Source organism: Marinobacter sp. ST-43, assembly GCF_030541085.1.
GTDB lineage: Bacteria > Pseudomonadota > Gammaproteobacteria > Pseudomonadales > Oleiphilaceae > Marinobacter > Marinobacter nauticus.
In genome coordinates, this window is record NZ_JASSVO010000001.1 from 619,865 (window position 1) to 642,881 (window position 23,017).

17 protein-coding genes are annotated in these 23,017 nt (G+C 56.9%); 7 read left to right on the top strand and 10 right to left on the bottom strand.

Annotated features, from left to right (window positions below; all coding sequences use genetic code 11):
• Positions 1 to 2: 2 nt before the first annotated feature.
• A complete protein-coding gene (locus QPL98_RS02930; protein WP_114434085.1) occupies positions 3 to 653 on the bottom strand; it encodes an ATP-binding cassette domain-containing protein in 651 nt (216 codons plus the stop codon).
• Positions 653 to 1,534 (bottom strand): putative selenate ABC transporter substrate-binding protein, encoded by an 882-nt coding sequence (locus QPL98_RS02935; RefSeq protein WP_278350617.1) that lies wholly within the window; start codon positions 1,532 to 1,534, stop codon positions 653 to 655. Before QPL98_RS02935 ends, QPL98_RS02930 begins: the two co-directional genes overlap by 1 nt.
• Before the next feature lie 167 nt (positions 1,535 to 1,701).
• On the opposite strand from QPL98_RS02935, the gene senB reads away from it, so the two are divergent.
• Positions 1,702 to 2,667, top strand: coding sequence for a selenoneine biosynthesis selenosugar synthase SenB (gene senB, locus QPL98_RS02940; RefSeq protein ID WP_278350616.1), 966 nt, complete (start codon positions 1,702 to 1,704; stop codon positions 2,665 to 2,667).
• Between the two features lie 49 nt (positions 2,668 to 2,716).
• On the opposite strand, the gene QPL98_RS02945 is transcribed toward senB, so the two are convergent.
• From QPL98_RS02945 to QPL98_RS02955, 3 genes are all read right to left on the bottom strand, one after another.
• Positions 2,717 to 3,349, bottom strand: coding sequence for a helix-hairpin-helix domain-containing protein (locus tag QPL98_RS02945; RefSeq protein WP_141066956.1), 633 nt, complete (start codon positions 3,347 to 3,349; stop codon positions 2,717 to 2,719).
• A 46-nt stretch (positions 3,350 to 3,395) separates the two neighbouring features.
• Complete coding sequence (locus QPL98_RS02950; protein WP_014421463.1) at positions 3,396 to 3,794, bottom strand: hypothetical protein; 399 nt, start codon at positions 3,792 to 3,794, stop codon at positions 3,396 to 3,398.
• Positions 3,795 to 3,954: 160 nt separating this feature from the next.
• On the bottom strand, positions 3,955 to 5,475 hold the full coding sequence (locus QPL98_RS02955; RefSeq protein WP_011784929.1) for a bifunctional GNAT family N-acetyltransferase/carbon-nitrogen hydrolase family protein: 1,521 nt from the start codon (positions 5,473 to 5,475) through the stop codon (positions 3,955 to 3,957).
• Between the two features lie 156 nt (positions 5,476 to 5,631).
• Here QPL98_RS02955 and QPL98_RS02960 point away from each other — a divergent pair, with 156 nt between their 5' ends.
• The gene (locus tag QPL98_RS02960; protein ID WP_278350615.1) at positions 5,632 to 7,518 is read left to right on the top strand and encodes a methyl-accepting chemotaxis protein; all 1,887 of its coding nucleotides are present in this window, start codon (positions 5,632 to 5,634) and stop codon (positions 7,516 to 7,518) included.
• Positions 7,519 to 7,542: 24 nt separating this feature from the next.
• Here QPL98_RS02960 and QPL98_RS02965 read toward each other — a convergent pair whose 3' ends face one another.
• Positions 7,543 to 8,457 carry a transporter substrate-binding domain-containing protein gene (locus tag QPL98_RS02965; RefSeq protein ID WP_278350614.1) on the bottom strand — a complete coding sequence of 305 codons (915 nt, stop codon included), beginning with the start codon at positions 8,455 to 8,457 and terminating at the stop codon, positions 7,543 to 7,545.
• Positions 8,458 to 8,655: 198 nt separating this feature from the next.
• Between QPL98_RS02965 and QPL98_RS02970 the strand changes: the two genes are divergently transcribed.
• Positions 8,656 to 9,210 (top strand): YiiD C-terminal domain-containing protein, encoded by a 555-nt coding sequence (locus tag QPL98_RS02970; protein ID WP_023010197.1) that lies wholly within the window; start codon positions 8,656 to 8,658, stop codon positions 9,208 to 9,210.
• Here the strand turns inward: QPL98_RS02970 and recQ are convergent.
• Positions 9,194 to 11,065 carry a DNA helicase RecQ gene (gene recQ, locus QPL98_RS02975; RefSeq protein WP_368389042.1) on the bottom strand — a complete coding sequence of 624 codons (1,872 nt, stop codon included), beginning with the start codon at positions 11,063 to 11,065 and terminating at the stop codon, positions 9,194 to 9,196. The two genes, QPL98_RS02970 and recQ, sit on opposite strands and share 17 nt — an antisense overlap.
• Positions 11,066 to 11,238: 173 nt before the next feature.
• Between recQ and QPL98_RS02980 the strand changes: the two genes are divergently transcribed.
• Entirely contained in the window at positions 11,239 to 12,444 is a 1,206-nt protein-coding gene (locus tag QPL98_RS02980; protein WP_303292662.1) for a 1-acyl-sn-glycerol-3-phosphate acyltransferase, read from the top strand.
• 3 nt (positions 12,445 to 12,447) lie between these two features.
• Here the strand turns inward: QPL98_RS02980 and glgP are convergent, their stop codons facing one another.
• Genes glgP through glgB form a run of 3 tightly spaced genes read right to left on the bottom strand, consistent with a single transcriptional unit; the run spans position 12,448 to position 18,391 of the window.
• Entirely contained in the window at positions 12,448 to 15,000 is a 2,553-nt protein-coding gene (gene glgP, locus QPL98_RS02985) for an alpha-glucan family phosphorylase (RefSeq protein WP_303292663.1), read from the bottom strand.
• Between the two features lie 32 nt (positions 15,001 to 15,032).
• Complete coding sequence (gene glgA, locus QPL98_RS02990; protein ID WP_303292664.1) at positions 15,033 to 16,499, bottom strand: glycogen synthase GlgA; 1,467 nt, start codon at positions 16,497 to 16,499, stop codon at positions 15,033 to 15,035.
• Positions 16,496 to 18,391, bottom strand: a complete 1,896-nt coding sequence (glgB, locus tag QPL98_RS02995) for a 1,4-alpha-glucan branching protein GlgB (protein ID WP_303292665.1) — start codon at positions 18,389 to 18,391, stop codon at positions 16,496 to 16,498. The genes glgA and glgB overlap by 4 nt, the downstream gene beginning before the upstream one ends.
• A 177-nt stretch (positions 18,392 to 18,568) precedes the next feature.
• Here glgB and glgC point away from each other — a divergent pair, with 177 nt between their 5' ends.
• The 3 genes from glgC to malQ are packed head-to-tail and all read left to right on the top strand — an operon-like array spanning position 18,569 to position 23,005.
• Entirely contained in the window at positions 18,569 to 19,834 is a 1,266-nt protein-coding gene (gene glgC / locus QPL98_RS03000; protein ID WP_114434095.1) for a glucose-1-phosphate adenylyltransferase, read from the top strand.
• Positions 19,824 to 21,536: a glycoside hydrolase gene (locus QPL98_RS03005; RefSeq protein WP_153740067.1), complete on the top strand. Its 1,713-nt coding sequence runs from the start codon at positions 19,824 to 19,826 to the stop codon at positions 21,534 to 21,536. The genes glgC and QPL98_RS03005 overlap by 11 nt, the downstream gene beginning before the upstream one ends.
• Positions 21,533 to 23,005 carry a 4-alpha-glucanotransferase gene (gene malQ, locus QPL98_RS03010; RefSeq protein WP_286896031.1) on the top strand — a complete coding sequence of 491 codons (1,473 nt, stop codon included), beginning with the start codon at positions 21,533 to 21,535 and terminating at the stop codon, positions 23,003 to 23,005. The genes QPL98_RS03005 and malQ overlap by 4 nt, the downstream gene beginning before the upstream one ends.
• Positions 23,006 to 23,017: the final 12 nt, after the last annotated feature.

Genomic DNA, 23,017 nt, shown 5'->3' on the forward strand with positions numbered 1-23,017 from the left:
TGTCAGTAGAGAACGGAAATGTCAGCGGCTGTCAGCTCGCTGGCAGGCTGGTCCAGGGCAATCTGGCCATCCTGAATACCGATGATGCGGGTACAGTGTGCCAGTGCCATCTCCACATCATGCAGCGCAACAATACTGGTGGTGAATTGATTGGTAAGCATCGTCATCACCTGCTGGGCCATTGGCCCGTCCAGGGCGGAAATGGGCTCATCGGCCAACAGTGTTGGCGCCTGCCGATAGAGCGCCCGCGCAATGGCCACCCGTTGCCGTTGCCCGCCAGACAGTGCCGCCGCCGGAATCCAGAGTTTTTCCGGTATACCCAGTTCGGTCAGTAACGCCCCGATGGCGTCTTTGTCCCGCCGGAAGGGCCGGATCAGCGTAAGCGTGTTGTACCAGGTGGCATGCTGGTCCAGTTGGCCCATAAATACATTGTGGAAGACAGGAAGCGCATTGACCAATCCAAGGCCCTGAGGAACGAGCGAAGCCTTGCCTTCGAGCCGGTCATAAAGCAAGCGGATAAGCGTGGATTTGCCGGCACCACTTTTGCCAACCAGACCAACGTGTTCCCCTTCATTGATTCGGAAGGAGAGCGGGCCAATAACCCGTTCTCCATCGAAACTGGCGGTCAGGCCATGGAAATCAAAGCCTGACATCAATCGAGAATTCCGATGTTTTCCGCTGTCGCACGAATGGGCTCGTAGTCGTCATTGGATGCCGGGATGAAGCCTGAGCGGGGGAAGCTCTCCAGCAAGGCAGGATCATCCAGCTTCAGCAGGGCTTCGGTGACTCTCTCCTTGAAGCCATCACCAAAACGCTCGTCGACATCACCACGGATGGTCCACTGGTAGTCCGGGTAGGTGGGGGTTCTCCAGATTACCTGAACGGCGTCGGTATCGATGTTGCCGTTTTCCAGTTCTTTTTCCCAAACCTGGAAGTTCAGGGCGCCCACTTCATAGGTTCCGGCCTCGACCAGGCGCAGAGTGCGGGTATGGTTGCCACTGAAGCCAACGCGGGAGAACAGGGAATCCGGCGCTTCGTTGAAGGCATCCCGAATGTAGAATTCCGGCATCAGGCGGCCCGAGGTAGAACCTTTGGAGCCGAAGGTAAAGGTTTTGCCGCGCAGCTCGTCTTCCAGCTCATCCAGGCTGTCGGCCGGCTGGATTCCAGTGCTGGTGTTGGCGATGAAGTAGGTCTCGAAGGCTTCATCTTCAACCCCCTGGGCAATAGCTTCGGAACCCGGAACCAGTCGGCGGGCCTGAACACCAGACAAGCCACCAAACCACGCCAGTTGTACCTGGTTGTTGCGGAAGGCGGAGACCGCAGCGGCGTAGGATTTCACCGGGATGTAACGCACCTCAACATCCAGCTGCTCCTGAAGATAGTCAGCCACGCCACGAAAGCGCTCGACCAGTTTGGTTTCATCTTCATCCGGAATGGCGGTGAACACGAAAGTGTCTGCCTGAACGGTGGTTGCCGCTGCCAGCGAAAGCAGGCCCGTCGCCAGCCATTTTCTGAGGTTGCTGATTGCCATCATGAATCATTCCTTTGCGAGGTGGGGTTTGGTGAAAAACGTTGCCATCTACTTGAAAACCCAGTCAGGATAACGTGATTTCCATCAAGTCTGAACCGGTATACGAGGGAAGGCTTTACCTGGCGCAGTGCCACATGCAGAATTTTTCAAAAACAGAACAAGTGACCACCATGCGATTGACCATAGTAACTCCAGCCGGCCCGGATTCGAAAGCAGGTAATCGGGCCACCGCACTGCGTTGGCAGAGTCTGCTGGAAGCAGCCAGTCATCAGGTGGAAGTGGTGACAGAATACCAGGGCCAGGAAACGGACTGCCTGATTGCCCTGCACGCCTGGCGAAGTGCTGACGCGGTTAAGCGGTACCGGGAAACATGGCCCGAGAAACCTTTGATCGTGGTACTTACCGGCACAGACATATACCGCTTTCAGCACGAGTTTCCGGACATCACATGGGCCTCCATGGACGCCGCTGATCTGTTGATCGGGCTGCATGATCTGGTGGCCGAGGATATTCCCGAACGCTACCACGACAAATTGCTGTGCCTGCGGCAATCCGCGCCCAAGCCGTCAGTGGCGGGTAGCGCCCGGGCAGAAAAGGACCAGTTCCACGTTTGCGTTATTGGCCATCTGCGTGACGAAAAGGATTCTCTACGTGCTGCCTGGGCCTGCTACCACCTTCCTGAGCAATCCCGCATCGTGGTTTCCTGCGCCGGCAAGGCCCACAACGAGGCGTGGCGGGAAAAGGCGCTGGAAGAAAGCCGGTCCAATCCTCGGTTTCATTATCTGGGTGAGTTGGACAAGCCAAAGCTGGAGCACCTGATGGCCGTGAGTAATCTTATGGTGATCAGTTCCATCATGGAGGGTGGGGCGAATGTGGTGTCGGAAGCCTGTCGGGCGGGCTTGCCGATTCTTGCCTCTGATATTCCCGGCAACCGTGGTTTGCTGGGCGATGACTATCCCGGCTATTTTCCGGTTAAAGATGATAAAGCTCTGGCGAGGCTGATGTTACGTGCGGAAACCGACGCGGAATTCCTGGGGGATTTGCGGGCGAAGGTAAGTGCCCTCGCGTCTGGTTTTTCCCCGGAGAGCGAGCTGGAAAGCCTCGAACTCGCCCTGGTCAGATGCAAAAAAGGGTAGGCCGACGGGCCTACCCTTTATTTTAAGGCATTGGGTTGCGAGATAGGTTTCAGAGTACCTTTTTCGCTTCGGCAGACAACTCGCTGAACCCTTTCAGGCTCTTGAATGCTTCCAGTTTCTGCTTGTCCGCATCGCTGGGGTTGGCAATCTGCTCGATGGAGGTAATGCCAGCCTCTTTCATTTTCTTTGCGGTTGCCGGGCCAATGCCCTTCACGCGGGTAAGGTCAGACTTGTCTGCCGGCTTGGCCGCTTTCTTCGGAGCTGCGGCCTTGGGCTTGGCAGTGCTCGTTTTCTTGGCGGCCGGCTTGGCCGCGGCGGTTTTCTTGGCCGGAGCCGCTTTCTTGGTACCGCTGGCCTTCGAGGTTGATTCGCTGGACTTGGACACTGACTTGCCAGTTTCCCTGGAAGCGATACCCAGGCGCTCCAGCAATGCCGACTGCAGTTCGTGGAATTCATTCATGCGGCGCTCAAATTCGTCGTTAAAGCGCTTCATTTCACGATCACGCAGCTCATCCATGTCTTTCAGGAGCTTGCGTACTGGCTCCTGAACCTGGTTCTGCAGGTTGTCGAACTGCTTCAGTGCGTCGTTAATCAGCCCTTCGATCTGGGCGGATGTTTTCTCGAACTCTTTGTTTACTTTCTTGACGATCTTATCAACGCTTGGCTTGGCTTTCTTTGCCATGGAGAGTCTCCTTACGGAAGGGAAGTGCGGGTGAAGTGAACGGGCATCAGGCCATTTGTCGCATACCGGAAGCGGGACTCGACCCACGCCGGGATTTCAGGCTCTGTTTCTTGAGAACAACTTCTCTTATGCGCCGCAGCTTGTCAGAGAGCGGTGATTCGTCTCGAGCATTTAGCTCAACAAAATCAAGCGAGTAGAAGAAGTTGCTACAGTGTTTTCTCTTTTCGGTAACCAGGCCGGTCAGGCCTTCGGCACGGATTTCTTCAAACGGCATATCCATAACAAGGTCGAGAACCACGGTATCCCCGGGTTCAAACAGCTTGTCCGTTTTCATCACGCAGCCGTAACTGTCGAGTTCATAAAGTCGCGCTTCAACGGTTTCCTTGCGAAAAATGCCGTGTCGGATTCGGAAACGCGCGACCAGGTCCGGTAGTTCTTCGTTCATGGAACGCTTGCTCTGCTATTGAGGTCGGCCAGATATATACTGAACATTAATTAAACAATAGACGGGCCAGAAACTTTTGGCAATGCCGTCAGCTATCTACCGCAGCCCGTTCATGGAAATAATCAGGATTTGGCCCCCTGTGCGGGGCCAAATCTGCCCATTACCGGGTTTTCAGCTCGTAAAGGTCAACACGTCGATCTTTCAGATTGGTGACAGAACCTTCGTTTCTGACCAGTTTGAGCTTTTCCAGATCCATATCTGAAAACATGATCATTTCGGTGTTCGGCGTGGTTTCTGCCATCACTGCATCATGTGGAAATGCGAAATCCGACGGCGAGAATACCGAAGACTGGGCGTACTGAACATCCAGGTTTTCCACTTTCGGCAGGTTGCCCACGCTGCCGGTAATCACCACGTAGCACTCGTTTTCTATGGCCCGGGCCTGGGCACAATGGCGCACGCGCAAATAGCCGTTCTTGGTATCGGTCCAGAAGGGGACACAGATAATGTCCACATCCTGACTGGCGGCGATACGGCCCAGTTCCGGAAACTCAATGTCGTAGCAGATCATGATGGCGACACGGCCGGCATCGGTATCGAATACCTGGAATTTATCACCACCCTCAATAACCCAGTCGCGACGTTCGTGAGGGGTGATGTGGACCTTGCGCTGCTCGTCTACACGACCGTCACGGTGGCACAGGTATGAGACGTTGTAGACCCGGTCATCTTCAATCAGCGGCATGGAGCCGGTGATAATGTTGATGTTGTAACTGACGGCCATTTCCGACATTTCGTTGCGGAACTGTTCGGTAAAGCCTGCGAGGAACCGAATGGCACGGGTCTGATCCATCTGGTCGGTCAGCCCCATCAGCGGCGCGTTGAAAAATTCCGGGAACAGGGCAAAGTCGCTTTTATAATCCGACAGTGCGTCCACGAAGTACTCAACCTGCTTGAGCACCTCCTCCACCGAGGTGAATTCCCGCATCTGCCACTGCACCGCCCCCATGCGCACCTGGGTTTTTTTGACGTTGAGTACCGATGAGGGAGGCGTATAGAGAATGTTTCTCCACTCCAGCAACGTTGCATATCCGAGGGATTTCTGGTCTTCCGGCAGGTATTTGTGCATCAGCCGGGTAACCTGGAAATCGTTGGAAAGCTGGAACGTCAGGATCGGGTCGTAGATTTCCTTGCGATCAACGCGCTGAATGTATTCTTCCGGAGTGTATTGCTCGGCGTACTTGAAGTAGCTGGGAATCCGCCCTCCGGCGAGGATGGCCCGCAGGTTCATGGAACGACAGAGCTCTTTTCGTGCTTCATACAGGCGACGCCCCAGTCGATAGCCCCGGTATTCGGGGTCTATAAACACATCCAGGCCGTAAAGCGAATCGCCGTTGGGGTTGTGCCAGATTTTCTCGTTACGCAGAATCAGGTCGTCGTAGGCGTGAGGGTTGCTGAATCTTTCGTATTTCACGCATACCGTGAGCGCCACCGCCACCAACTGGCCGTTGTCTTCGATACAGATCTGGCCATCCGGAAACTGTTCTACCAGAGCCTTGATGGTTTCTTTTGGCCACGCGCCACCAATGTCGTCGTAAACCCGATCCATCAACTCTTGCAACTGGCCGTAGTCATCAAGGGTCAGGTTACGCAGATTCAGGTGGAGCTCTTCATGGGCCATAGGGTTCTCCCTGTCGTGTCTGGCGAATGTGCTGTGATCTCAGCATTCTAGCAAAGAGTGTTCAAGACTTCGCAGGATCTGCCGTTAGTAAGTATGTTTCGACTACACTAAATGATAAATGCAATTTGTTTTTGACCCTGATTGGAGGCCGTCAGCTTGAACCTATCATTCGCCCAGAAATTGCTGATCGCAATTGGCTCCCTGATCGTGTTGATTATGGGCGCCCTGACAATTTCCAACGATATTCGGCTCCGCTCAACGACCGATCGCTACGTTAGCGCGCTGATGAGCGATGCGGTGGCCCAGAGTACGTCGAGTATTGCCGATTGGCTCAATACGCGCCTGGATATGGCGGAAGCGACGGCGAAGGCGCTGGAACGGACTCGCAACGACGATAACGCCCGCGTTCTTATGGAAGCCATGACCGAAGGTGCCAACATCAAGGACGTGTACGCCGGCACCGAAGATGGCCGCATGCTGATGCGAAGTGCCGAAGTAGAGGCCACGCTTCCACCCGATTATGACCCCCGGGTACGCCCCTGGTACCAGAAAGCCCAGCGTTTGGGGCGGGCGTCGTTTACCGATCCGTACCTGGATGCAACCTCGGACGAGACCATTATTTCCGCCATGGCGCCAATCAAGCGGGGCAATTATGTTGGCGTGGCCGGTATGGATATCAGTCTCAACACAATCGATCAGATGCTATCGACCATTACCCTGGCAGAGACGGGCTATGCGGCGTTAATCAACAATTCCGGCACGGTCCTGTTTCACCCCAACAGCGAGATTGTTGGCAAGAACATCAGCGGCATGATCGGTCAGCAGCCGGTTCTGGACGGTTCTCTGCAGGGATTTGAGAGCGAGGGTGCCGAGTGGAGTGTCAGCTTTCACCCCATCAGCGAAGCCCGGGCCGTGGACTGGTACCTGGCTACGTTCGTGAATGAAAACCTGATCAGTGCTCCCATCGTCGAGGCTCGGACTATGGGCCTGATCATCGCCGGGGTAGGGCTGATTGTTGCGCTTGTCTTGCTCTACTTTGCGATTAGCTTCCTTCTTGCGCCGGTTCGCAGGCTTAATGGCGCCATGTCTCGCATCGCTTCCGGAGATGCGGACCTTACCAAGCGTCTTGATGACTCTGCGTCTGATGAGTTTGGGCAGTTGGCGCGCAGCTTCAATAGCTTTGTTGAGAACATCCAGCAGGTTGTAAAAGAAGTAAAAGAGGGCAGCGACGAACTGGAGGAGAACGTAAAGTCGCTCCGACAGACGTCCAGCGACAGTCGCTCCAGTGTTGAAAACCAGCAGCATGAGATCGACATGATCGCGACGGCAATTAACGAAATGTCCGCGGCGGCGGGTGAGATTGCCCAGAATGCCCAGCAAACTGCGGAAGCCGCAGAGAATGCAGACCAGGAAAGCCGGGGTTCCCTGGAGACCGTCACCGCCTCGCGGGATGCGGTGCAGAAGCTGGTGGGTGAGATAAACGCCGCCGCCGAGGTTATCGACACCCTTGGTAAGGATGTTTCGTCGATTACGACTGTACTTGAAGTCATTCAGGGCATTGCGGAACAAACCAATCTGCTGGCACTGAACGCGGCCATTGAAGCGGCGCGGGCAGGGGATGCGGGACGCGGATTTGCGGTGGTGGCCGATGAGGTTCGGAATCTCGCTCAGCGTACCCAGTCTTCCACCGAAGAAATCAACAACATGATCGAGCGGCTGCAGAAAGGCGCCAACGATGCGGTAGACGTTATGAAAGCCTCTACGGCGGTATCCAACGTGAGTATGGAAAAAGCGCAGGATGCGATGGAGTCTCTGAACCGGATTGTGGAGGCGATTACCGCCATCAGTCAGATGACCTCACAGATCGCCACGGCCTCCGAGGAGCAGACATCGGTGACCGAAGAGTTGAATGCGTCCATCACCCGCATTGCTGACCAGGGCCAGGAAGCGGCCAAGGCGGCCAGCGAGAACGATGTTTACAGTGGCCACATCGAGACTATCGGCAGTGTGCTGAATGACAAGGTAACCCGTTTCCGGGTGTAATTCGTGGCGGCCAGGGATGGCCCGCTAGTCTCCGACACTCAGTAGCTCAACGCGGCGCTCCAGGTTTTCCAGGGTTCGACGCCCGACATATCTGGATTCTTCACTAAGATACGGATTCTCCAACGTGATTACTGTGCGCCGTTCAAGGCCCAGTGATGATACCGCTCTGCCAAACCAGTTTTTCAGATACACCGCGAAGCTGCCGTCCAGGATCGCTCGCTCCAGACCCAGTTGCAGGCGTTGCGCGGTTTCGTGATCGTCCGGGGCCACAAAAAGGTAGGATGGCATGGCGTAGGCCAGCAGGATGTTTGGCTCGATTACCAGGTCGTCGGCTTTGTTATGTTCGAGGTCGAACAGCACTTCGCTCACACCGCGGGCGTAACAGTCGAAGCGTTTATTGCGAAGCATACCAAAGAGTATTTCATAGCGGGTGTGGGTGATCACGGTAATGCCGTTAGCTTCGAGAATCGGGGTGTCTGGCCAGTGTGCGCCCTGGCCAATACGGATATCTCGCTGGCGCAGGTCGTCCAGGCTGGATACCCCCTCAAACAGACTGAGCTGTTCCGGCAACACCAGGCATACCCTGAATCCGAGCAGTCCGCCGTCCACAGGTACCGGAATGGCGTTCAGAAATGTTTCCCGCTCTTCTGATGTCGCCACGTTCGCAATATCCAGAATCCGGCTCTGAGGGTTAGCCAGTTCCCGAAGGGCGCGCCCCTGGCTTATTTCTTCACTGCGGATAATCTGGAACTCACCGTACTCCGAGGTTTTGCGCAATGCGAGTTCAACCAGATTGCGAATCGCCGGGTTATCGTAGTTGCGATACCAGAGTATGTAGTCTCGTGTGGGAGCCGATTTGGATTCGGATTCGGACGCAGCCGTTGGCTGAACGTGAATGCACGCCGCAAGCGCCAGAACTGGCCAGAGGCGCGTTATCATTTTATTGAATGTGTACAACTGCGTGCCCTTTCCCTGTTATCCGGCTGCAAGCAACGGTAACGTTACAGACAATGGCTACAGCTTAGATCAGAAAGCGTTAATCGAAACGTACAGGTTTCAAAAAAACTGTAAAAGATTCTTGAAGTAGCCGTATCTGACTGTAAAGATCGCCTTTTCTGTACTTCGGGATATGGCTTTATGGCTCTTATTGATTCTCTGATTGGCACCGCCGGCCAATGGGTAAGCTCCAGTGACCCCAAGGCGACGCTGCTGCAACCGCTGGAATGGCTCAAGAAGACCGGCAGTTATGCCGCGGTTAACCGCATTATTGGTATGGCGATACCGTTCGCGCCCCGTAATCACTTCAGTGTTGAGGAGCTTCGCCCGGGCTACGTCAAAGCCCGCGTGCGCCTCAAGGGCAATAAAAACCACTTTGGTAGCCTGTATGCTGGCGCCTATTTCCTGGTGGCGGAGATTCCCGGTGGGGTGTTGACCCTCTTCGACCTTGGCCCTGCCTATACGCCAATTCTGAAGGAAATGACTCTGGAGTTTCTGCAGCCGGCCAATTCAGATGTGACCGTGGAATTTGAACTACCACCAGAGGCGGTGGCTGCCATCCTTGCCGATGCAGACGCCACCGGCAGGGCTAAATTTACTCTGGAAGGCATTCTGAGAGATGAAGAAGGCAACCACGTTGCCACCTCCATCGCCCATTACCGGGTGCGCAAGAAGGGGTTCAAGCCTCAGGATTGATAGAGCGTAGCGCCTGCAGGAAAACATCGCCATACTTTTCCAGCTTGGCGGCGCCCACGCCGCTGACCTCGGCCAGCTCCTCCAGGGTGGAAGGGCGGCGTTCAAGCATGTCGAACAGGGTTGTGTCGTGGAAGATCACGTAGGGCGGCACGCCCTGCTTGTCCGCCAGCTCTTTGCGGCAGGCCCGCAACGCATCCCACCCGGCGTGGTCGGTAATCTGGTCCCGCACGTTCTGGCCGCTCCGGCGGCTCGTTGATGACTTACCACCAGCGGTGTTGCGGACCACCGGGTCTTTCCGGAGTTCAATCGCCTGTGCGCCCTTGAGCAGGGGGCGGCAGCGCTCGGTTAGCTGAAGCGCGCCGTAGCCCTCAGGGTCTGCCCGCAGGTAGCCGTTCGCCACGAGTTGCCGGAATACCGACTTCCATTCGTTCGCTGACAGTTCCTGACCGATGCCATAGGTGGTGATCGCCTGGTGGCCGGATTGCAGGATTCGTTCATTCGCTGACCCGCGAAGTACATCAATGACGTAGTTGACGCCAAAACGCTGGCCGGTACGGTACACGCAGGAGAGGGCCTTCTGCACCGCCACCGTGCCATCCCAGGTTTCCGGAGGGTTCAGGCAGGTATCGCAGTTTCCGCAGGGAGTCTCCAGATTGTCTCCGAAATAATGCAACAACACTTGTCGCCGGCACTGGGTCACTTCGCACAGCCCAAGCATGGCATCCAGTTTCTGTCGCTCAACCCGCTTGAACTGATCGTTACCCTGAGAGGCCTCCAGCATCTGCCGGAGTTTGATGACATCCTGCAGGCCATACACCATCCACGCGGTGGACGGCTTGCCATCCCGGCCCGCCCGGCCCGTTTCCTGGTAATAGGCTTCCAGGCTTTTGGGGAGGTCCATATGGGCGACAAAACGCACATCAGGTTTATCGATGCCCATGCCAAAGGCAATGGTTGCCACCACAATAACGCCGTCTTCCCTGAGAAAGCGCTCCTGATTGCGGGCGCGGTCTTCGGCGCTCAGCCCGGCATGGTAGGGCAGTGCGGTATAGCCCTTGCTGCTCAGTAATCGGGCGGTGGCATCGACCTTGTTTCGGGACAAGCAATAGACAATACCGCAATCACCTTCATGCTCTGCTTTAATAAAATCCAACAACTGTTTGTTTGCGTTGGTCTTTGGTGTAATCCGATACTGAATGTTCGGGCGATCAAAGCCACTGATGAAATGCCGGGCCTTTGTCAGCGACAGCCGTTCAGCAATCTCTTTTCGCGTGCGCTCATCAGCGGTCGCTGTCAGTGCGATACGGGGGATGCCGGGAAATTCCTGGGCCAGCATGCTCAGTTGAAGGTAGTCGGACCGGAAATCGTGCCCCCACTGGGAGACGCAGTGAGCCTCGTCTATGGCAAACAACGACAGGGAGGCGTTATGCAGCAGCTCAATGGTTCGCGGCTGAATCAGCCGTTCCGGCGCGCAATAGAGCAGGTCCAGCTCGCCGGTCGCCAGGGCGTATTCGGTGGCACGGGCCTGTTCGAAATCCATGGTGGAATTCAGGAACGCCGCTCTCACTCCAAGCTCGCGTAGCGCCGCCACCTGATCCTGCATAAGCGCGATCAGCGGTGAGATTACAATGGCGGTGCCGGGCCGGACCAGAGCGGGCACCTGGTAACACAGGGATTTACCGCCCCCGGTGGGCATCAATACAAGGGCATCACCGCCGTTGACCACTTCCCGGACAATATCCCCCTGCAGGGGCCGAAAACTCTCGTAACCAAAGACCTCGTGCAGAACCTGCTCCGGATTTCGGCCCGCAGCGGTGGGTGGTTCAGTGGCGAGTTGGTCGAAGTCCTGGTCCATGTACATTCAGTGGTCGGCCCGTGGCGGAGTGATTAAGCAGCGCGATTCTACCAGATCCTTCCGGATGTTTGGTCAACTGGCCATTCGGGTGGAGGCAAACCGGCAAGAGAAAGGATACAATAGCGCCCCTTTCGTACACTGTGATCAACGCTGCGAACAACAACAGGGCTTGCATGCAGGAATTTGACGCAATCCGTCCCTATTCGGATGAAGAAACCGCGCCAACCATCCAGAGGTTGGTTAACGACCGGGAATTCCTGGATATGGTTGGGCGGTTCAAGTCGCCAACCGTTGCAAAATGGGCGCCGGGCGTTCTGAGGATGTTTGTTCGCCGCTGGCTGGTCGGCCATTTCGGGCATTACACCCGGGTAGATGATATGCAGGCCGGGGTTTCGAAATACGTCGGAGAACTGGTGGAAAATACCACCACCCGCGTCACCCACAGTGGCCTGGAAAATCTCAGCAAGAACAGCGCCCATCTATTTATTTCCAATCACCGGGACATTGTTTTTGACCCGATGGTGGTCAACTACCTGCTGTTCCAGAACGGCTTCCACACAACCCGGATTGCCATTGGCGACAACCTGCTCTCCAATCGGGTGTTTGCGGAAATGATGCGGCTGAACAAGAGTTTTGTGGTGCGCCGTAACATGACCAGCCCAAGGGAAATGCGTGATGCCTACCTCACGCTTTCCGGCTTCATCAATCACAGCATTGATACCAATCACAGCATCTGGATTGCTCAGCGCGAAGGCCGCGCGAAAGACGGCATTGACGCTACCGACCCGGCGATCATCAAGATGTTCTACATGAGCCGGAAAAAATCCGGGCTGGCGTTCGATGAAGCCATGAACCGTCTTCACATCGTGCCGGTATCCATTGCCTACGAATACGACCCCTGCGATGCCGACAAGGCCAAAGAACTGGAAGTGCGGGGCCGGACCGGCGCCTATCAGAAGACCGAAGGCGAAGACACAGACCAGATCGTTAAAGGGCTGACGGGCTTTAAAGGCCACGTTCATGTCCATTTCGGGGCCCCGATTGCCGATTCACCGGACAACCCGAAAGCACTGGCCGCACGCATTGACCATGAAATGCACGCCAATTACCACCTGCACGCCTCCAATCTGGTGGCGTACCAGATGCGGGGAGTTCACCCGGATGCCCATGAGACTCCGGGCAGTGTGAGTGAGAGCGTGGTAACCGCCGAGACCTGGTCTCCGGCCGATATGGACGCTGCCACGGCAGAAATGGAGCGCCGGCTGGAGGCCTGTGATCCGGCGATCCGCCCTTATTTGCTGGATATGTATGCCAACCCGGTGGTCAACGCACTGGCCGCGAATAACCACGAGCAACCGCTGAACCCGACTACCGAATAGGTGTCATGCCCAGAGCATGGCCCCCATCTCCAGCGGGTGGGTTAGCGCCTTGTGGTGCGGATAGATGCGCAATCGCAGCGTTTGTAACCCCGGGTAGGGTGGCTGGACCCGGGTTTTGAACAGGGTTTTACCATCTTTCTCTCCGCTGGCTTCCAGCACAAATGCGTCTGGCCCGGGGCCAGTGTGAGTGCCGGTGCATTCAGGCTCAACCAGGCATTCCACCCGTACATCATCGGGCGCCAGACCATTCAGAGCCACCGACACTTTCAGCTCCACGGATTCATCCCAGTGACAGCGATCTGACACGCAGCCGTCCACATGGATGGACACGCCGCTCCAGGCCTCTTGCACCCGGGCTTTCCACTCTGCCAGCTCCTGCGCCAGTGCGGCATTGTTGTCTCTCAACCGCGCGCCCTGCCGGGTGGCTGGCTGATAATAGTTGCGAACATAGTCCATCACCATGCGCTGGGCGTTGAACCTGGGCGTAATGGTTTTCATGGACGCTTTCGAGCGCGTTACCCAGCCCTGCGAGTAGCCCTGAGAGGCTCGGTTGTAATAGAGCGGAATGACTTCCTGCTCCAACAGGTCCAACAGGTCCCGGGCTTCCTCGCGGTTGCGAAACTCCACATCCAGTTCGATGTCCCGCGGCGTAATCGCCCAGCCATTGGTTTCGTCATAGCCTTCACCCCACCAGCCGTCCAGCACGCTCAGATTCAGGGCACCATTAACGGCCGCTTTTTCGCCAGAGGTGCCGCTGGCTTCCTTGGGGTATTCCGGCGTGTTGAGCCAGACATCAACACCGCTCAATAACCGGCGCGCCATGGCCTGATCATAATCCTCCAACAGGATAATGTGCCCCATCAGGTTGGGCTGCATGGAGAGGTCGTGTATGACCTTGATCAGTTGTTGCCCGGGTTTGTCCTGGGGATGGGCCTTGCCGGCAAATACCAGCACAACCGGCTGCTCCGGATTGGTGAGCAGCCGTTCCAGGCGGGCCAGATCGGAGAAAATCAGCGTAGCTCGCTTATAGGTAGCAAAGCGGCGGGCGAAGCCGACCACCAGCGCGTCATTTTCCGGCGACACCAGCTTGCGGGCCATTCGCTCAGTGACTGAATGGCCCGTGCCATTGCGCTTGTGCTGGCGTTTCAGGCGCCGCACGATGAACTCGGCCATCTGCTGCTTCAGGGCCTTGTGAACGCTCCAGTAATGGTAGTCCGGGATCTTGTCGATGAACTGCCAGAACGTCGGGTTTCGCAGTTCACTTTTCCAGGTCGGCGCCTGGATATCGAACAGACTTGCCCATTCCGGCGCCAGGAACGTTGGCACGTGAACACCATTGGTGATATAGCCAAGGGGATTCTCGGCCGCCGGTATCTGTGGCCAGATATCGCCTTCCATCCGAGCGGCTACACCGCCGTGAATCCGGCTTACGCCGTTATGAAACCGGGAGCCCCGAAGGCCGAGACTCGTCATATTGAAGCTTTGATCACCATTTTTGCTGCCGAGCCCGAAAACGGCATCGAATTCCAGCCCGGAGTGGTCCAGGAAAGGCGACAGGAAGTGCTCCACCAGGTCGCGGGGGAAGATATCGTGGCCCGCCGGCACTGGAGTATGGGTGGTAAACAAGGTGCATCCGGCTACCGACTCAAGGGCGGCACCAAAAGACAGCCCTTCGGCCATGGCCATACGGCAACGTTCCAGTATCTGGAAGGCTGCGTGGCCCTCGTTGATATGCCACACCGTAGGCTGAATACCCAGGGCGGCCAGTGCCCGGGTGCCCCCAATGCCAAGCAACATTTCCTGGCTGATGCGGGTAGCGGAGTCGCCACCATAAAGCTGTAAGGTAAGTTCCCGGTCTTCATCTGTATTTTCCGCGGTGTTGGTGTCCAGCAGGTACAGGGAAATATGCCCGACCCTGGCCAGCCAAACCCGTGCATGCACTTCGCGCCCCGGGAAGGGCACAGAGACGGTCAGTGCCTTGTCATCTACCTCTACCGGCGTGATTGGCAGCTCATCGCTGGAGTGGCACTGATAACGGGCAATCTGGTGCCCCTGAGCATCAATGGTCTGAATGAAATAACCCTGCTGATACAGTAGCCCGACGGCGACAAAGGGTAACCCCAGGTCACTGGCCGCCTTGCAATGGTCACCAGCCAGTATGCCAAGGCCCCCGGAGTAGATCGGGAAACTCTCGTGAAACCCGAACTCGGCGCAAAAGTAGGCGACAAGGCTATCTTCAGGGTTCAGTGCCTCCAGCACTTCGGTGCCGGGTTCGGATTCAAGATAAGCGTCGTAAGCGGATAATACTCGACGGTATTCGGCGAGAAAGGCGCGGTCTTCCGATGCCTGATCGAGCCGGGCCTGGGCCACCCGTCGCAGGAACAGTTTCGGGTTGTGCTCCACTTTTTGCCAGAGACGGAGATCAATCCGCGCGAACAGGCTGCGCACGCCATGATCCCAGCTGTAGAACAGGTCATTGGCCAGCGTATCAAGTCGTTCCAGTGCTTCTGGTAGTCTGGGGCGGGCTTCCAGCCGGAATTCAGTTGCGGTGTGCATGGTGATGACCTCCTTGGGCCAGGGGCACCGTGTCAGTCTTCATGTATCCGGTCGTTGCCGGCAATGAGGTTCCGGTAAAGGGCCGCGTATTCGCCGGCCCGGTTCTTCCAGGAATAGTCGCCTTTCATGCCGTTTTCCTGCAATTTGCGCCAGGTTTTCCGGTCCTCCCGCGCTGCCAGCGCACGGGTAATGGCGGCATGTAATGCGTCTGGCGTCGCCTCACGAAACACAAAACCATTGGCTTGTTCCGGTGTTTCCTCATTGGGGTCAAACACCGTATCGTTAAGGCCGCCGACGCCGTGCACCACAGGTACGGTGCCGTATCTCAGGCTGTACATCTGGTTCAGGCCGCAGGGTTCAAACCGGGAAGGCATCAGGAAAATATCGGCCCCGGCGGTTATCCGGTGTGCCAGGCTTTCGTTGTAACCGAGGGTGAGTGAACATTGCCCGGGCCATTCACGAACCATGGCTTTAAGGCTTTCCTGGTAGTGGTGTTCGCCGGAGCCGAGCAGGGCAAACTGACATCCTCGTTCCAGCAACGGCTTGATGACCCCAAGCAGCCAGTCCAGCCCTTTCTGTTCCACCAGGCGCCCGACGAACCCCAGCAATGGAGCCCCGCAAACCTCCAGCCCGAGTTCCTGCTGCAGCCTTGCCTGGCATTGTGATTTGTTGGCGGGGTAGTCCGCGCCGTAGTGAAACTCCAGGTGCGGGTCGTCTTCCGGGTTCCATTGGCGGGTATCAATGCCATTGAGAATGCCCTTCAGCCTGGCGGATTTGTGGCGCAACAAGCCGTCCAGACCATTACCGAACCAGGGTGTCTGGATTTCATCGGCGTAGCTGGGGCTCACGGTGGTGATTGCATCGCTGAACACCAGTCCACCTTTGATAAAGGAAAGCTGGCCGTGGAATTCCAGGAACTCGTATCGCCAAAGTGAGTCCGGCAGGCCCAGGGCACGAAAGGTTTCGTGGGAAAACAGCCCCTGGTAAGCGAGATTGTGGATGGTGAACACAGTTTTCGGGGCGTCCTGACTATCTGCCAGAAACACCGGGATCAGTGCGGATTGCCAGTCGTTACAGTGCACGATGTCCGGACGCCAGGCCAGGCCCAGTTGCCCGAGCGCCAACATGGCACCGATTCGTCCGAACAGGTGAAACCGGTGAGCGTTGTCCCACCAGTCCTCGCCTTCTTCGTTCTGATAGGGGCTGTCGCCAGCACGGTCGAACAGGGCTGGGCAATCCACCAACCACAGAGTTACCGCAGTACCCGGCAGACGGGTTTGCCACAGGGCGACATCATACTGACCATACCGGAACCGGGTTTTCCTGCGGGCGCCACCCTCTCGCGCTGCCTTCAGTGCAGCAGGATAGCCGGGCAGCAGCACCTGACAGTCGTAGCCCAGACGGCAGAGTGCTTCAGGAAGGCTGGCAGAAACATCCGCCAGCCCCCCGGTTTTCACGAGAGGAAAAACTTCACTGGTAGCAAACAGTACCCGGGTCATGGCGCGGGCCTCAGCATAACCAGGCCCAGGGGCGGGAGTGTTAACTCCACGGAGCACGGCCGAGCCATCCAGGGTGTGGGCTCAGCTTGCAAGGGCAGGGGGTTACCGAGGTTGCTGCCGCCATACCAGGTGGAGTCTGAATTAAATACTTCCTGCCAGTTGCCTCCGGCAGGCAGGCCAATACGGTAGTGATGCCTGGGCACGGGTGTAAAGTTGGCAACAACCACCAGCGGCCCATGCTCCGGTGAGCCGGCACTCCGTAGAAAGCTGATTACGGATTGGGTGGAATCGTGGCAGTCAATCCACTCGAATCCTTCACCGGTAAAGCTTTTTCGATGCAGGGCCGGGTATAGCCGATAGAGGCCGTTAAGGTCCTGGATCAGTTTTCGCAGCCCCTGGTGCTCCGGGTATTGCAATAGATACCAGTCCAGCTCACGGCGTTCGCTCCACTCCTGGCGCTGGCCGAATTCACCCCCCATGAACAGCAGTTTCGCGCCGGGGTAGGCGAACATGTAGCTGAACAGCAGGCGCAGCGAGGCCCTCTGCTGCCAGTCGTCTCCCGGCATTTTCTGAATCAGGCTGGATTTGCCGTGTACGACTTCGTCGTGGGATAGCGGCAGCACGAAATTTTCCGAAAAAGCGTAGAGCAATCCAAAGGTGAGCTTGTCGTGGTGATACTGGCGATACACGGGGTCCTGTTGCAGGTAGTGCAGGGTGTCGTGCATCCATCCCATGTTCCATTTCAGATTGAATCCAAGACCGCCAATCTCCGGCGGCCGCGTCACCCGGGGCCAGGACGTGGACTCTTCCGCCATCATCAGCACGCCGGGAAACCGGCTCTGGCATACCCGGTTCAGATCCTGAAGGAACCGGATCGCGTCCAGATTCTCATGGCCGCCATGTTCGTTCGGCAGCCATTCTCCCTCATTCCGGGAGTAGTTCAGGTACAGCATGGAAGCAACCGCATCCACCCGCAGCCCGTCCATGTGAAAGGTATCCAGCCAGAAAAGCGCACTGCCTATGAGAAAGTTCCGGACTTCGTGGCGACCGTAGTTGTAGATGAGTGTGCCCCAATCCTGGTGACGCCCGCGGCGGGGATCTTCATGTTCATAGAGTGCCGTGCCATCAAATTCGGCGAGGGCGAAGTCGTCATCGGGGAAATGCCCCGGCACCCAATCGAGAATCACGCCGATGTTGTTCTGATGGCACAGGTCGACCAGATATCTAAGATCATCCGGGCTGCCATAACGGCTGGTGGGGGCGTAATAGCCGGTAGTCTGGTAACCCCAGGATTCGTCCAGCGGGTGCTCGGTAATCGGGAGCAGCTCAATATGCGTAAAGCCGGTTTCCAACACGTAGGGCACCAACTGATCGGCCAGCTCCCGATAGGTCAGCCAGCGCCCGGAACCGTGATGGCGCCAGGAGCCCGGATGCACCTCATAGACAGAAATCGGGCTCCGCTGCCAGTCGAACCGGTTTCTGCACTCAAGCCAGTCTCCGTCGCTCCAGGCGTATTGCCCCCGCTCGGTCACCACTGCGGCATTGGAAGGCCGGTGCTCAAAGGCCTGCCCATACGGATCGGTTTTGGTGATGTGGTGGCCGTTTCGGGTTGTGATGGCAAACTTGTAAAGGTCTCCCGGCTTTACTCCCCCAATGAATACCGACCAGACACCATAATCTTTGTTAACCGCCATGGGATGACGGCCGCTGTCCCAGTCGTTGAAGTCGCCGATCACACTCACGGCCTGGGCGTTGGGTGCCCAAACGGCAAAACGAGCGCCTTCGATTCCTCGCTGATTCCCGAGGTGGGCACCCAGAACATTATAGATATGCCAGTGCCTGCCTTCGGCAAACAGGTGCAGGTCGAACTCACTCAGGGCGGGGCTTTCCATAGACCACAGATTCCTGAACAAAAGTGGAAATCAGAGGTTAGACCATGAATCGTTTTTGCGTTTGTACAAAATATGACCTAAGACAATTGTACGTCATAATTCAATGATAGTGTTTTTCTGAAAGAACAAACGTCAAATTTGTGTCGGCGCGTATCCGGTTTAAACAGGGAAGCTGCTATGCAAACCGCCAAGCGTTTCGTTAGTCGCCTTACTCGTCAAACCCTGGCCCTGGTGCTGGCTGGCGGCAGGGGCTCACGACTGCACGACCTCACAAAATGGCGAGCCAAGCCCGCCGTTCCCTTCGGGGGTAAGTTCAGGATTATCGATTTCCCGTTGTCCAACTGCATCAACTCCGGCATTGGTCAGGTAGGCGTTATCACCCAGTACAAATCCCACTCATTGATCCGTCACATTCAGCGCGGCTGGGGGTTCCTGCGGGGGGAGCTGGATGAATTTGTGGAACTGTTGCCGGCCCAGCAGCGCATTGAGACCTCCTGGTACGAGGGCACAGCAGACGCCGTGCTGCAGAACCTGGACATCATTCGCAGCCACCAGCCGGAGTACGTGTTGATTCTGGCAGGTGACCATGTCTACAAAATGGATTACGGCACCATGCTGGCTGCCCACGTGGAACAGGAGGCGGATATTACCGTGGGCTGTATTGAGGTGCCCGTCGAAGAAGCTTCGGCGTTCGGGGTGATGTCGGTGGATGAAGATTTACGCATTACCGAATTCGAGGAAAAGCCGGCCCACCCCAAGGCCATGCCGGGTAAACCGGGGACAGCGCTGGTGTCGATGGGTATTTACGTGTTCAGCACGAAAGTTCTGTTTGATGAACTGCTGCGGGATCACAAGATGGACGGTAACTCTTCCCATGATTTCGGCAAGGATATTATTCCCTCGGTGATCAAGCGCCTTCGGGTTACGGCTTTCCCGTTCCGGGATCCAGTCAACAACAAGGTGGCATACTGGCGCGATGTCGGAACCATCGATTCCCTGTGGCAGGCCAACCTGGAACTGATCGGTATCAGCCCGGAACTGAATCTGTACGATTCGGACTGGCCGATCTGGACTTACCAGGAACAGTTACCGCCGGCCAAGTTCGTGTTCGATGATGACAACCGTCGGGGCACGGCCGTCGATTCCATGGTGGCCGGCGGCTGCATCGTTTCTGGCGCTCACGTTCGACACTCGCTGTTGTTCTCCCAGGTTCGGGTGCATTCCTTCAGTGAGGTGGAGGACTCTGTAATCTTCCCGGACGTGGACATTGGACGCGATTGCCACATTCGCAAAGCGGTGATTGACCGCGGCTGCCGGATTCCGGAAGGCACCCGGGTTGGTTTTGATCGGACAGCAGATGAAAAACGCTTCCACGTGTCGTCTAAAGGTGTTGTGCTGATCACTCCCGAGATGCTCGGGCAGGATTATCCCCATGGCCTCTGACCCCCGCACGCCAGTGGTACTTTGCTGGCATATGCACCAGCCGGATTATCAGGATCACAGCAATGGGCAGTTCCTGTTCCCCTGGGTCTATCTGCACTGCATCAAGGATTATGTGGACATGGCTGCGCACCTGGAAGCCCACCCGGATGCCCGTGCGGTGGTGAACTTCGCGCCGGTGCTGCTGGAACAGATTGAGACCTATCTGTACCACATTGAGCGATGGCGCCATGGAGGGCAAACCATCGGCGATCCTCTGCTTGCGGCTCTGGTTGATCCGGCGCTGCCGGAACCTGGCTCACCGGCATTTCTGGATTTGATGGAAAAGTGCCTGAGGGCAAACGCCGAGCGGATTATCAAGCGTTTTCCCGCCTATGCTCGGTTGGCGGAAGTGGCCGATCTATACCGAACCCGGCCCGACATTCAGCGTTATCTTTCTACCCAGTTTCTTGCCGATCTGCTGGTGTGGTACCACCTGGGCTGGATGGCGGAAACCGTGCGCCGCAAACATGGCGTGGTACAAAGCCTTCAGGAAAAGGCCCATCAGTACACACTGGACGATCGCAAGGCATTGCTGGACGTGATCGCAGAATTGATGGCCAGCATAGGCCCTCGCTACCGTCACCTGGCGCATACAGGCCAGGTGGAACTGGCCATGAGCCCCTGGGCCCATCCCATCGTGCCTCTGCTGCTGGATTTCAGTGCCGCCCGAGAAGCGATGCCAGACATCGCGCTTCCGGAGCATGACCACTATCCAGGGGGGAAAGAGCGGGCCATCTGGCATCTGGCCGAGGGCAGGCGAGCCTTCAAACGCTTTTTCGGCACCGAACCTGCGGGTTGTTGGGCCTCTGAAGGTGGGTTGAGCCAGGCCACGCTGCTGTTGCTTGGCGAGCAAGGCTTTCGATGGACCGCTTCCGGCGATTCAGTCATCAATAACAGCATCAACAAGGCCAGGGCGAATAAATCCTTGCCTGAAGCTGCCAGCATCCATCAGCCGTACCGGTTTACTGATGCCAATGTAACGGCTTTTTTTCGTGACGATGGGTTATCGGATCTGATTGGTTTTACCTATGCCGACTGGCACGCCAGGGACGCGGTTGGCGACCTGGTGCATCACATGGAAAACATCGCCAGAGAAGACAAGAACCCGGTGATCTCGGTGATTCTGGACGGCGAGAATGCCTGGGAGTACTACCCGGAGAACGGCTTCCATTTTCTTGACGAGCTGTACCGGGTGCTTGAGAAACACCCGAAACTGCGGCTGACCACTTATTCGACCCTTCAGGAAGAGCATTACACAGAGCCTGTGCAACTCCCGGAACTGGTGGCTGGAAGCTGGATTTATGGAACCTTTTCCACCTGGATAGGCGACTCCGACAAAAACCGGGCCTGGGACCTGCTGTGTGAGGCCAAGCAGCATTTTGACCGGGCGCTTGATAATGGCTCCCTCAACATGGATCAGAAGCAGGCGGCCACACATCAGCTCGGATTGTGTGAAGGCTCGGACTGGTTCTGGTGGTTTGGCGATTACAACCCGGCAGCGGTGGTTCGGGATTTCGAGCAGCTGTATCGCCGGCACCTGGCCAACCTTTATGAGCGTATTGGCTACCCGGCGCCGTCCAGCCTGTTCCAGCCCCTGAGCCAGGGTGGAGGGGAGCCCGCCAAGGGCGGTGCCATGCGGCCGGGGCATGAGGCTGATTCATGACTGTAGAAATGCCATCCAATCCGGTTTTGGCAAGGCGGCGTGCCGGTGTGCTGTTGCACCCGACCGCATTACCTGGCGTTTCCGGCAAGCTGGGCGCCGCTGCCCGGCAGTTTGTGGATGTTCTGGCCGAGGCAGGCATCACGGTGTGGCAGACACTGCCATTGGGGCCCACTCATGCAGACCTTTCGCCGTACCAGTCGCTCTCGGCCCATGCCGGGAACCCCGTTCTGATCGACCTTGAGGAACTGGTGGCGCCCGGTCTTCTCGATAGCCAGGAACTTACCGCCTTTACCCGTACCGAAGCCCTGGAACATGCCAGCCAGCGATTCCATGCCGGTCGCTATCGTGAGTCAGAAGCGCTCAACGCACAGGCCTATCAGAATTTTCTGGAGCACCATCAGTGGCTGGATGATTTTGCGCTGTTCATGACAGCCAGAGAGGCGTTTCCGGGCGTGAACTGGCTGGACTGGCCCGACGACCTGCGGGATCACAAGCCGGCCGCCCTGGAAGCCCTGAGAGAATCCCACCAAAGTACACTGGAACGGGTGTGCCTGGAGCAGTACCTGTTTTTCATACAATGGACAGCGGTGCGTCATTATGCGGCCGAACGGGGCATCTGGCTGTTTGGCGACATCCCCATTTTCGTCGCTCACGACAGCGCCGATGTCTGGGCCGCACCCCACCTGTACAAGCTTGATGGTGAAGGTAAGCCCAGAGTGGTTGCCGGGGTGCCCCCGGACTATTTCTCCCCCGAGGGTCAGCACTGGGGAAACCCGCTATTCGACTGGCAGCGAATGGAGGAGGACCGATACCACTGGTGGGTGCAGCGCCTGGCCAGCCAGCAGGAACGGTTCGATCTCCTTAGAATTGACCATTTCCGGGGGCTGCAGGCTTACTGGGAGATTCCGGCGGAGAATCCGCGCCCGGTCGATGGCTACTGGGTGCCGGGCCCGGCCGATGATTTTCTGGAAACCTGCTTCCGGGAGTTACCCCGTTTGCCGCTGGTTGCCGAGAACCTCGGCATCATCGGGGAAGATGTGGAAGCCCTTCGACACCGTTTCCGGTTACCGGGTATGACCGTCATACAATTCGGTTTTGATGGCAGCGCCGCCAACCCCCATCTATTGCATAACCACAAGGAATGGGATCTGGTCTATACCGGTACCCACGACAACGACACCACAATGGGCTGGTACCAGAGCCTGGATGAGCGAACCCGGGAGCATGTTAACCGGTATCTGAGAATTAACAGCCCGGATATGCCATGGCCCGTGATACAGGCTGCGATGGGCTCGGTATCACGACTGGTGATCGTCCCGATACAGGATCTTCTGGCTCTTGGATCCGAGGCACGCTTCAACACGCCCGGCACGATCCAGGGTAACTGGAAATGGACCTTACCCGAGGATTATCGAGCGAGGATCGACCTGCCAGGGCTGAGAAATATTGTGAACCTATACGGTCGATAGCCGAGTGATCAC